Genomic DNA, 11361 nt, shown 5'->3' with positions numbered 1-11361 from the left:
GTGTAGCATTCGCTATGCGAGAGTAGTTCACCGCCAGGCTCCCAATTCAAGCAAAAGGCCTACCCTAACCGGTAGGCCTTTTTGCGTTTAGCGGCCTAAAAAGCTGTCCCAATCTTTCCAAACCGGTTGTAAACCTTGTTGCATCAGAGCTTTGGCTACCTCTGCCGGCGCGCGGTTGTCGTCAATACTAAATTGCTCGAGGTTCTGTGGCTCAACACTGTAACCGCCTGGTTGGGTTTTTGAGCCGGCACTGACACTGGTGATAGCCAGTGGCACCACATGCTGGCGAAAGATAGCAGACTCGCGGGTGGACAGGCTGATCTCAAGCTCAGGGGCAAACAGGCGAAAGGCACAAATCAGCTGGATCAGTTCTTTATCGCTGATTGGATTTACTACCTCGTTACCACCACTGCACGGGCGTATTCTAGGCACGGATAAGCTAAAACGGCATTGCCAGTAGTGTTTTTGTAAATATTGCAGATGCTGCGCCAGCATAATGGCATCGGTACGCCAGTCACTAAGACCCAGTAAAATACCGAGGCCAATTTTATCAATACCGGCCTGGCCCACTCTGTCCGGTGCATCCAGCCGCCAGTGGATATCGCTTTTTTTACCCTTTAAATGGTACTGCTGGTACGCTGCAGCATTATAGGTTTCCTGATACAGCATCACTGCATCGACACCAAGATGTTTTAGCCGGACATATTCAGCGCTGCTTAGCGGCTGCACTTCTAGCTGCACGCTGCTGAAGTATCTGCGGACTAATGGCAACACATCGCAAAAATAGTCGATACCGACTTTGCGTTCATGCTCACCGGTTACCAGCAACACCTGATCTATACCCAGTGCTTTAACAGCGCGGCATTCCTGCTCTATTTCTGCAAGGTTTAAGGTGCGCCGCTTTACTTTTTGACTGAGGGAAAAACCGCAGTAAGTGCATTCGTTGGCGCAAAGGTTAGATAGATACAAGGGCGCATAAAACTGCACGCTGTGGCCAAACCGTTGCCGGGTTAGCTGTTGTGCTTTGGTTGCCAGCACAGGTAACAAAGGCAAAGCGGCCGGAGACAGCAGCGCCTGTAAGTCACTCAGTGTTAAACGCGGTTTATGCAGTGCTGTATGCACCTGAGCTGTTGAAAAGTTGCGGCTTTGTAGCTGTAACTCGAACCAGTCTTGTTGTTGCCATTGTGTATTAAAACTCATAGTGCCGCCAAAAAATCTGTTAGCGGACTTGAAGCGGTAGCATGTAGCTGTGTTGTTGCTAAACCCGCTTTGTAGGCGGTGCGCCCGGCGTTTACTGCTTGCGAGAAAGCACCGGCCATAACAACCGGATCTGCGCTTGCAGCGATGGCGGTATTAACCAGCACCGCTGCGGCGCCCAGCTCCATTGCCGCGGCGGCATGCGAGGGCGCGCCAAGGCCGGCGTCTATGATCACCGGCACTGTGGCTTGCTCGACAATAATCTCAAGCATAGCGCGGGTTTGCAGGCCCTGATTGCTGCCGATAGCAGCGCCGAGCGGCATCACAGCGGCGCAGCCTACTTGTTCCAGCCGTTTACACAGTACCGGGTCGGCACTGCAGTAGGGCAGTACGACAAAACCCAGCTTCACCAGTTGCTCAGCTGCCAGCAGGGTTTCTATAGGATCTGGCATTAAGTAGCGCGGATCCGGATGAATCTCCAGCTTTAGCCAGGGGGTTTGCAGCGCTTCGCGTGCCAGCTCGGCAGCAAAAATGGCCTCTTGTGCGGTTTTGGCGCCCGAGGTATTGGGTAACAGCTGAATATTCATTGCCTTAAGTGGTGACAGTAAGTCATCCTGTGGTTTATCCAGCTGAAGCCGTTTTAACGCCAGCGTGACCATCTGGGTGCCACTGGCGGCTATGGCCTGCTGCATTAATTGCGGGCTGGCAAATTTCCCGCTGCCCAGTAACAGGCGGCTGCTAAAGGTTTTATCGGCGATGCGTAGCATTATTAGCCCCCGGTTACGATATGAAAGATGTTTACGCAGTCGTTGTCGTTAAGCTGCTGCGCTGGCCATTGCCGTTTGGCAATGACGGTGTTGTTGATGGCTACTGCCAGCCCCTGCGGCGGTATTTGCTGTTGCTGTAGCAGCTCGGCCACCGTGCAGCTGGCGGTTAACTGCAGCCATTGCTCATTTAATCTGATGTGCATAATGTTGTTCGACCCGCTGTTTAAGCGTTAAAAAAGCCTGCTCCGGTTGCTGCTGTGCGGTAATAGCAGAGACCACCGCAACGCCGGTGACGCCGCATGCCAGTACTTCATCTAACCGCGTGGCATCAATGCCGCCAATGGCCACCGTTGGAATGTCACGACACAAGGCGGCATAATATTTCAGCCTTACCAGCCCCTGAGGCTTGGACGGCATTTGTTTGGTTTGGGTGGTAAATATATGCCCAAGCGCAATATAGGACGGCCTGATTTGCCGTGCCCGCGTAAGCTCGGTGTAATTATGGGTGGAAATACCCAGGCGCAATCCGGCGGCGGCAATAGCGGCGAGGTTGGCCGAGGCTAAATCTTGCTGCCCCAGATGCACGCCATAAGCACCGTACTTAATGGCCAGTTGCCAGTAGTCATTAATAAACAGCCGCAGCTTATAGTCGCGGCTTAACAGCACGGCCTCGGCAATTTGCCGCTCGATATCAGCTGCGCTGCCTTGTTTGATGCGCAGTTGCACAACATCGGGCTCAAGGGGGAGCAGCCGCTTTAGCCAGGCGACACTGTCAACCACCGGATACAAGCCTATTGGCGTTGTCATGCCGGCAAAGCTCAGGTTGTCAGGCTGTGTTGCACCGGCAAATTGTTCATTATCGCATGTAAGCAACGGCCAATAGCTGGGCGTAACCGGCCAGCTATGGTGTTGTAAGCTACCTGCACCGTTGCCGGTGGCATAACCATTAGCCAGCGCTTGCTGCAGATAGGCGCGGGCGATAATAACGCTGTCGGCTAAGGCATAACCCTGGGCGCAGGCAGCGGCAATGGCACTGGATAACACACAGCCGGTACCGTGGTTATGCGTGTTGCAAAGCCTGGGTAAGCTTAGGCTAAATTGCTGATCTACACCAAGATAATGGTCGCAACTGTCGGCCTGATCGGTAGCATGGCCACCTTTTATCAGCACGGCCGCGCAGCCAAATTGCCGCAATTGTGCTGCCTGCATCTCATCGTTAGGCGTTGGCATAGTACTGAGTAACGCCAGCTCCGGCAGGTTAGGCGTCAGCAAATCGACCAGTGGTAACAGCTGTTGCCGCCAGATACAGAGCTGGCTTTGACGGGCAAACTGGTAGCCGCTGCTGCTGCTAAGCACCGGATCGGCGATAACGACAAACTGATGCTGCGCTTTATGCTGTGTCAGCCAGGCTGCTAGCTGCTCCAGCAAAGTTACATCTGGGATAAGGCCAATTTTAATCGCTTTGGGTGGCATATCCTGCAGCAGGCAATTTAGCTGGGTAACAAACAGCGCTGGGCTGACGCTTTCATAGCCAACCACCTCAATGCTGTTCTGCGCTGTTACCGCAGCAATAACACTGCAGCCATGGCAACCCAGCGCGGCAAAGGTATGTAAGTCAGCCTGTATACCGGCACCGCCGCCACAGTCTGAGCTGGCGATGGTCCAGACAATGGGTTTGGCTTCAGACGTGTGCTCAGGCATCATGTAATGCCTCTTCGTGCTGAATTTGCTGGTTAAGCCGCATTGAACAGAATTTCGGTCCGCACATTGAGCAAAACTGTTCACTGTCGGCGCCTTCGTGGCTTAGCGTTTCATCGTGATAAGCTTTAGCGGTGAACGGATCCAGCGCCAGATGGTACTGATCCTGCCAGCGAAATTCGTAGCGGGCTTTAGACAACGCATTGTCCCGTTGCTGCGCCGCCGGATGGCCCTTAGCCAGATCTGCCGCATGGGCAGCAATTTTGTAGGCAATAAGGCCTTGTTTTACATCTTCTTTATTGGGCAGGCCTAAATGCTCTTTCGGCGTGACATAACACAGCATGGCGCAGCCAAACCAGCCAATCATCGCTGCGCCTATGCCGGAGGTGATATGGTCGTAGCCCGGCGCAATATCGGTAGTCAGCGGCCCCAGCGTATAAAACGGGGCTTCGTGGCAGTGTTTTAGCTGCTCGGTCATATTCTCTTGAATCAGCTGCATTGGCACATGGCCCGGGCCTTCAATCATCACCTGCACATCATAGCGCCAGGCAATTTTAGTCAGCTCGCCAAGGGTGCGCAGCTCAGCAAACTGCGCTTCGTCGTTGGCATCGGCAATGCTGCCCGGGCGCAGGCCGTCACCTAAGGACAGTGAAATATCGTAAGCCGCGCAGAGCTGGCAAATTTGCTCAAAGTTTTGATATAAAAAGCTTTCCTCGTTATATAACCTGGTCCACTGCGCCATAATGGCACCACCGCGCGACACTATGCCGGTCACCCGTTTCGCCGTTAACGCAACAAAATCTTTTAACACCCCGGCATGGATCGTAAAGTAATCCACGCCTTGCTCGGCTTGCTCGATTAAGGTGGCGTAAAATACCTGCCAGTTCAGCCGGCTGACATCGCCGTTTACTTTTTCCAGCGCCTGATAAATCGGCACTGTGCCGATAGGCACCGGGCTGTTGCGGATAATCCAATCGCGGGTTTGGTGAATACGCCGGCCGGTGGATAAGTCCATTACCGTATCGGCGCCCCAGCGCGTGGCCCACACCAGTTTTTCTACTTCCTCTTCAATGCTGGAGCTTACTGACGAGTTACCGATATTGGCATTGACCTTGACTTTAAAGTTACGGCCAATAATCATCGGTTCGGCTTCCGGATGATTTATATTGGCCGGAATAATGGCGCGGCCGGCGGCCACTTCCTGCCGCACAAACTCTGCAGTGATTTGCTTAGGGATAGCCGCGCCAAAGCTTTCGCCCTGATGGCTTCTGATGCCATCATCTGCTGCGGCCATATTTTCCCTCAGCGCAATAAAGTGCATTTCCGGTGTAATAATGCCGGCACGGGCATAGTGTAATTGGGTGACAGTTTTGCCAGGCTTGGCTTTAAGCGGCTGATGGTCAAACTCGGTGATTTGCTCGTCCAGCGCAATATCAGCAAACGGCAGCTCGGGTGAGGGGGCCACATCGCCTCGCGCGGTAATCCAGTTCAGCCTAAGCTTTGGCAGGCCTTTTAGTACATCTAACGGCTGCATGGGGTCGCCATAAGGGCCTGAAGTGTCATACACCGGCAAACTGGGGTTAGCTTGCTCGCTGCCGTCAGCCAGGCGGCTGGGGCTAAGGTGTATATCCCGTACCGGCACTTTAACGCCACTTTGTTCACATTCAAGGTAACGACGGCTGGAGCCGGGAAAGGTTTCGCCTTGCAGCGCCTGAATATAGGCACGGGCATGGGCGCGTAACTCACGTTTTGATAAAGGTGTAGCAGACATAGCAAACTCCGGTTAACAAGTTGAGGTTGCTTGTCCGGAGTGGGGGCAGGTTATAACAGTCAGCCGATCCGACGGACGGATTTGGCTTGGGTTAAATGCTGTAGTTCCCCTTGTTTCCCTTCGCAGGTATTAGCCTGATCAGGTTCAACGGATCCCGTTTTCACGGTCTCAGCCCGCTGTAAACAGCTGGGCACTCCGACAAGATGGCGCTAAGTATTCACTTATTGCTAACGAAATTCAATAGCGATGTTTAAAAGCTTGAGCCGCTAACATCCGTTGTGCTCGCCACAGCAACTATGCCGGACTATCCTGTCCGGCACCAAGGCCAGCTAAAGCTGTTCAAATTCGTTCCAGACGAATTTGTCGCTCAGGTTGTTCGCTCAGACACTCTGTGGCTGCGCAAACGGGGTTACCGGCTTCGCTTTGCGCAGCATGACGGATAGAGTTATAAGCTCTGCACGTATAAATAAAGCGACTTAAGAATTTTCATTTTCTGCTCGTCACTGGCATGCTCATGTGCCAGATTTTCCAGCGCCAGGCTAAAGTCTTCCATCGTTAAATTGGGGTTATCCAGCCCATGCATGAGTTTATCAGTGCGGTAGCGCTGCCACTTTTGCTGCTCGCTGTCGGTCAGGCAGTAGGGGTAATTACGGGCACGGTATAAAAACAGCAGGCCATTTAAGCGCTCGTCGCTGAATACCGGCGCGTTTACCGCCAGTTGCTCTGGCGTTAGCTGATGTAATTGCGCCATTTTCTGTTTATCACCATCGCTGATAAAACCGCTGTATAGCTGATAATCCGGGTTGGTTTCAACAGGAAACTCATTTAGCTGCTGGTATAACTCAATGGCTTTGGCCTGGGTAGCGCGATGCTGGCGTAAAAAATCCAGATGCTTAAGGCACTGTGCCCGGTCAATACCAAACTGTGCTGCGCGCTCTTCCGTCAGGGTTTTTGCCGGTGCTAACACCGGACATTTATTTAAATGGATCAGCTTTAAGCCCAGGCGCTGCTCGCCATCGGCCAGATCAGCGGTTTTGGTGTACAGCTTTTGCTGCAGGGTGGTGCTATCGTCTTCCAGCAATGGGGTTGGATCAGCCTGTAAGTTGTAGCAAATCACCGCGTTTTTATTCGTCGGGTGAAATGCCAGCGGCACCACCCAGCTAACACAGCCTTGGGTAGCAGGAAACTTGGATGACACATGTACCAGCGGTGTCATACCTGCCACGTCAATCAGCTCGGCTACTTTGGCCTTTTTACGCAGCTCAAATAAATAGCTAAAGAGTTTCGGCTGCTTTTGTTTTATCAGTTTGGCGATGGCAATGGTGGCATAGACATCAGATAGCGCATCATGGGCATTTTCATGCGCTAAGCCGTTAGCCTTCGTCAGCTCTTCCAGTTTAAAGCTGGGGCTGCCGTCTTCGCGCCGTGGCCAGTTAATGCCGTCGGGGCGCAAGGCATAGCAGGCGCGTACCATGTCGATTAAATCCCAGCGGCTGTTACCGTTTTGCCACTCGCGGCCATAAGGCTCGTAAAAGTTGCGGTACAAGCTGTAACGGGTGACTTCATCATCAAAGCGCAGGTTGTTATAGCCCAGCACACAGCTGTTTGGCTCGCTAAAACGCGAGAGAATGCGCTGCATAAACTCGGTTTCGCTCAGGCCTTTTTTATTGCACAGCTGCGGGGTTAAACCGGTAATCAGTGCGGCTTGCGGGTGCGGCAGGTAATCGTTGGCCAGCTGGCAATACCAGACATCCGGCTCGCCAATAATATTCAGGTCTAAATCGGTACGGATACCGGCGAATTGCGCCGGGCGGTCGCGTTTAGGATCGGCGCCCCAGGTTTCATAGTCGTGAAAATAGAACGTAGGCTGTTGGTTCAATTTTTATATCCTGCGTTGTAATGTGAAATATTGATTTGGCTAATGATGAAACCAGGTGTTTAGCCGTAGTGTAACAGCTAGGGAGCAAGGTCGTCGATGCAGCTAATACGAAGCAAAAAAGAATGCTATTGCCAGGGCGGTTTCATGCATACGAGCTATGCCGATTTATAACCGGTACGATTGGGTAGAGGATCAACGTTATCCCCCTTTGTTATTTCTCTCATATCCATATGAACGCCTTACTTATCATCATCCATCAGGCTCTCCAGTGCCGAACCCGGATCTTCTTCACCACAAACAGAGCCGTCGTCAGGGCAGGCAGCTTCAGCATCCCGGTGCGATAAGGGCTTGTGTTGTTTAGGTTGGCTAGCTGGTGAACGGTTCTCAGGTTCAGTATCCTTTGGACGCGTCATGCGGTTATTTTACCTTAACTAAAACTTAGTTAAATATAGGCAATAGCCTCCGCTATGCAAAGCTGGCTTACGCAGAGATTACCGGCTTAATAGTTTTCTGCAGATAACGCTTTGGTAAAATCCTGCGCCGGCCGTGGCGCTGACACCAGATAACCCTGGCCTTTATCACAGCCTGCCTGCAGCAAAAAGTCCAGCTGTTGCTGGTGCTCAATGCCTTCGGCAATAACATCAAGCCCGAGCGCTTTGGCCATAGCAATAATGGCGCTGGCAATTTGGCAGGCACTGATATTGCCCGGCAGATCCTGCACAAAGCTTTGATCAATTTTTAACGTGTCAATTGGCAGGCGGCGCAGGTAAGACAGCGAAGAATAACCGGTGCCAAAATCGTCTATGGATAATTTAAACCCCAGTGCTTTGAGTTGGGTTAGTTGATTCAGCGTTTGCTCTGCCTGCTCGTGGATCAGACAGCTTTCGGTCAGTTCAAGTTCAAGCAACCCGGGTGCTATGCCGGCTTGTTGCACTATATGCTGCAAACGCGAGACAAAGTCGGCATCGGCCAGTTGCAGGGCGGAGATATTGACCGACACCGGCAGTGCCAGATGCTGCCATTGCTGTTGCTGCTGACATACTTGCTGTAATACCTGCTCGCCCAGCGTAGAAATTAAGCCAAGCTTTTCTGCCAGTGGAATAAAGCGGCCAGGAGATACCTGCCCCAGCTGTGGGTGCTGCCAACGTACCAGCGCTTCAAAACCTACTATGTGGTTACTGGCCAGCGCGAATTTGGGTTGATAATGCAACTGCAGCTGCTGATGTTTTAACGCTTCACGCAGGGCCTGCTCCAGTTTTAATTCATCGGCATTTTGCTGGCCGGCACTGGCCTGATAAAAGCAAAACTGGTTACGGCCACTGCTTTTGGCCTGATACATCGCCACGTCGGCGTGTTTTACCAGTTGTTCGGCACTTTCGCCATCTTGTGGATAAATTGCGATACCAATGCTGGTGGTAAGAAAGAACTCCTGGCCAAGCAAGTTTACCGGTTGTTCAATCTGCGCAATGATACGTCGGGCCAGTTGCGCCAGAGAGCTGCTGTTATCCAGCTCAGGCAATAAAATAGTGAACTCGTCGCCGCCCAGCCTGGCGACAGACTCGCCTTCACGTACCGTTGCCCCAATGCGCCTGGCCACTTCTTTTAACGCCTGATCGCCGGCCTGATGGCCCAGGGTGTCATTAATACGCTTAAATAAATCCAGATCAAGAAACATCACCGCCAGCTTATGCTGATGGCGGTGGGCATTGGCCAGGCTGAGCTGCAGGCGGTCGAAAAACATCCGTCGGTTGGCCAGCCCGGTTAACTCATCAATGTAGGCCAGTTGGTGGATTTTCTGCTCTTGCTGTTTGCGTGTCGTGATATCACTGAAAATGGCGGCAAACTGACTGATTTGTTGCTGCTCGTCGCGAATAGCGGTAATGGTTAACCACTGTGGATAGATATCGCCGTTTTTACGCCGGTTCCAGATCTCACCTTGCCAGCGCCCCTGCTGCAGTAATATCTGCCACATTTGCTGATAGAACTCAGCCTGATGCCGGCCTGAGCTAAGCAGGCGCGGGCTCTGGCCGATAACCTCATGCCGGCTAAAACCGGTGATCTGGCTAAAGCTGGGGTTAACTGACTGAATAATGCCTTTGCTGTCGGTGATCATAATGCCGTCCAGCGAGGCATCAATCACTTTATGTGCTAAGCGTAAATAATCTGCCGAGGTACGCAGTGCGGCGTCGCGCGCCACTAAGGCTGTTCGCAGCTGATCAACATAGGCGTGTTCAACATTTCGCAGGATATCGGTAAAGGACAAAATGCCTTGCAGTGTCTGGCCTTGCTTTACCGCTAAGTGCCTTAGCTGGTGCTCGGTTAATAATTTTACCGCCTGCACTAATGTGGTGGTGTGACCTACCGTGAGCACAGACCGGCTGGCCAGCTCGCCAACAGTGCGACAATTTTTTTGCTGGGCCAGATAATGGATCAGATCATGCTCAGTGACAATGCCCTGACTGCTGTCAGCAAAGATCACTACGGCAGCATCGACATCCTGTTGTTGCATCTGCTTAACCGCATCGCCCAGCGGTAACTGGGCGCCCAGTTGCAGCGGCGCCGAGTTCAGGCAAGAGCCGACATCACGGAATTGCAAATAGAATTCAATTTTCTGCTGGCGAATAATATCCGTTTGTGTCACCAGACCCACAGCGCGGTTGTGTTTATCGGTTACCAGCAAACGGCGGATACCATATTGCAACATGGTGCTGGTGGCACTGCTTAGCCTGGTGGTGTCGCTAATGCTGCGTACCGGCGAGCTCATCACCCGGCTAAGAGGTGTCTTGGCCGTATCCGCTTGGCTGAAATCCAGCTTACGGGCATCCGCCGCCGTCCAGATGCCACATACAGTACCGTCATCTTCGGTAATCAAAATACAGCTGATAGCGTATTGCCGCATCAGCCTTGAGGCATCACCTACACTTTGTCTGGCACTGCAGCACACGGGCTTTTTACCCAGAATAGAGGCAACGATCGGATCGTTATCATCATGGCTTAATTGTGATACGGCAGACATAGCGCACCTGAAACAGCAAATAAAGCCGTGACTATAACTCTTAGTCACTCAGCGTACTTTGTGTCAGATCAAGCCGGGATTAAATAGGTACGCCAAGAGTAATAATTATCGGGCTGGCTGGCAGAGTTGCCGCAGTACGGCCAGAGAGGCAGAATCCTGATTTTTTGCATAGGCCAGGCCAATTTCGCGTTGCAGCCTTAACTGTGCCACCGGGCGTAATACGATATCCTGACGCTGCAGTAATGAATCAAAGTTGGGCACCAGGGCACAACCGACACCGGCAGAAACTAAGCCCAGCGCATATTCAATGGTTTGAATATCAGCGCGGATATCGGCCTTAATGCCACGACGCACTAATTCCGGATACAGGGTGTTCCAGGCGTCACAGGGCGTACGTTTGATCAGCGGCAACTGCTCAAAATCCTCTAACGCTATCTGTTGTTGTAAACTCAGTGGTGCACCGGGTGGCAGCGCCAGCAGGTAGTTGTCATGCCATATTGGCGCAAAGGCTTCACCGGCTTTAAGCAGTTGCGGCGTAATAATACGTGCATCACAGGGCTCATCCGGCTCGACTAAATGCAGCTCTAACCCGGGCACACTATTACTGAATTCCCGCAATAGCTGGCTCATGCGCTCTACACCCAACGCCCGAATAAGGCCAAGGCGGAATTTTACCCTTGCTACCGGCTCACTGAACGACGCTTTTAGTGACTGCAGCTGGCTAAGCAAGCGCCCGGCATGGCCGTACAGCTTTTCACCATCCTCGGTTGGCGTTACTCCTTTGGGCAGGCGGATAAACAGGGTGACGCCCAATTCCTGCTCCAGCTGGCGCAGTGCCGCTGACAGCGATGGCTGGGCAACACAGCACTGACGGGCTGCCGCGCTGACACTGCCTTGCTCATACACCGCAACAAAGTAGCTAAGTTGGCGAATATCCATAGTTATAAACTATACCTGATACAGAATTATTATATTTTAACTGTACATTAAAGCAGGCTACTCTGGCGATAACTAAAAATATTTCGCTGGTTTT

The 11361-nt window shown here is 52.3% G+C and carries 8 protein-coding genes, 1 pseudogene and 1 riboswitch; all 9 genes and pseudogenes read right to left on the bottom strand.

Annotated features, from left to right (window positions below; genetic code table 11):
• Positions 1-87: 87 nt before the first annotated feature.
• The 9 genes and pseudogenes from thiH to RNAN_RS13735 all read right to left on the bottom strand — a co-directional run bounded on the left by thiH (position 88) and on the right by RNAN_RS13735 (position 11267).
• The gene (thiH, locus tag RNAN_RS13770; protein WP_008222804.1) at positions 88-1200 is read right to left on the bottom strand and encodes a 2-iminoacetate synthase ThiH; all 1113 of its coding nucleotides are present in this window, start codon (positions 1198-1200) and stop codon (positions 88-90) included.
• Positions 1197-1964 (bottom strand): thiazole synthase, encoded by a 768-nt coding sequence (locus tag RNAN_RS13765; RefSeq protein ID WP_008222803.1) that lies wholly within the window; start codon positions 1962-1964, stop codon positions 1197-1199. Before RNAN_RS13765 ends, thiH begins: the two co-directional genes overlap by 4 nt.
• A 2-nt stretch (positions 1965-1966) precedes the next feature.
• Entirely contained in the window at positions 1967-2167 is a 201-nt protein-coding gene (thiS, locus tag RNAN_RS13760; protein ID WP_008222801.1) for a sulfur carrier protein ThiS, read from the bottom strand.
• Positions 2148-3668 (bottom strand): thiamine phosphate synthase, encoded by a 1521-nt coding sequence (gene thiE, locus RNAN_RS13755; RefSeq protein WP_052027298.1) that lies wholly within the window; start codon positions 3666-3668, stop codon positions 2148-2150. The genes thiS and thiE overlap by 20 nt, the downstream gene beginning before the upstream one ends.
• Before the next feature lie 16 nt (positions 3669-3684).
• Positions 3685-5433 (bottom strand): annotated as a pseudogene (thiC, locus tag RNAN_RS13750) (phosphomethylpyrimidine synthase ThiC); the annotation flags it as partial.
• A gap of 97 nt (positions 5434-5530) precedes the next feature.
• Positions 5531-5641, bottom strand: a riboswitch (TPP riboswitch).
• A gap of 237 nt (positions 5642-5878) precedes the next feature.
• Positions 5879-7312, bottom strand: coding sequence for an exodeoxyribonuclease I (gene sbcB, locus RNAN_RS13745; RefSeq protein ID WP_008222795.1), 1434 nt, complete (start codon positions 7310-7312; stop codon positions 5879-5881).
• A 239-nt stretch (positions 7313-7551) separates the two neighbouring features.
• Entirely contained in the window at positions 7552-7725 is a 174-nt protein-coding gene (locus RNAN_RS19265) for a hypothetical protein (RefSeq protein WP_158467513.1), read from the bottom strand.
• Positions 7726-7811: 86 nt separating this feature from the next.
• Entirely contained in the window at positions 7812-10328 is a 2517-nt protein-coding gene (locus RNAN_RS13740) for an EAL domain-containing protein (RefSeq protein ID WP_008222790.1), read from the bottom strand.
• 105 nt (positions 10329-10433) lie between these two features.
• Positions 10434-11267 (bottom strand): LysR family transcriptional regulator, encoded by an 834-nt coding sequence (locus tag RNAN_RS13735; protein ID WP_008222785.1) that lies wholly within the window; start codon positions 11265-11267, stop codon positions 10434-10436.
• Positions 11268-11361: the final 94 nt, after the last annotated feature.

It is taken from the genome of Rheinheimera nanhaiensis E407-8 (assembly GCF_000296695.1).
In the GTDB taxonomy this organism is placed as follows: Bacteria; Pseudomonadota; Gammaproteobacteria; order Enterobacterales; family Alteromonadaceae; genus Alishewanella; species Alishewanella nanhaiensis.
Note: the sequence above shows the minus strand (reverse complement) of the source record. Positions and strands in the feature narration are given on the sequence as shown.

Excerpts from the sequence above, each read along its gene's own strand:
- RNAN_RS13740 (WP_008222790.1), bottom strand. The coding sequence starts at position 10,328 with ATGTCTGCCGTATCACAATTAAGCCATGATGATAACGATCCGATCGTT.
- thiE (WP_052027298.1), bottom strand. The coding sequence starts at position 3,668 with ATGATGCCTGAGCACACGTCTGAAGCCAAACCCATTGTCTGGACCATC.
- RNAN_RS13735 (WP_008222785.1), bottom strand. The coding sequence starts at position 11,267 with ATGGATATTCGCCAACTTAGCTACTTTGTTGCGGTGTATGAGCAAGGC.
- thiS (WP_008222801.1), bottom strand. The coding sequence starts at position 2,167 with ATGCACATCAGATTAAATGAGCAATGGCTGCAGTTAACCGCCAGCTGC.
- RNAN_RS13765 (WP_008222803.1), bottom strand. The coding sequence starts at position 1,964 with ATGCTACGCATCGCCGATAAAACCTTTAGCAGCCGCCTGTTACTGGGC.
- RNAN_RS19265 (WP_158467513.1), bottom strand. The coding sequence starts at position 7,725 with ATGACGCGTCCAAAGGATACTGAACCTGAGAACCGTTCACCAGCTAGC.
- thiH (WP_008222804.1), bottom strand. The coding sequence starts at position 1,200 with ATGAGTTTTAATACACAATGGCAACAACAAGACTGGTTCGAGTTACAG.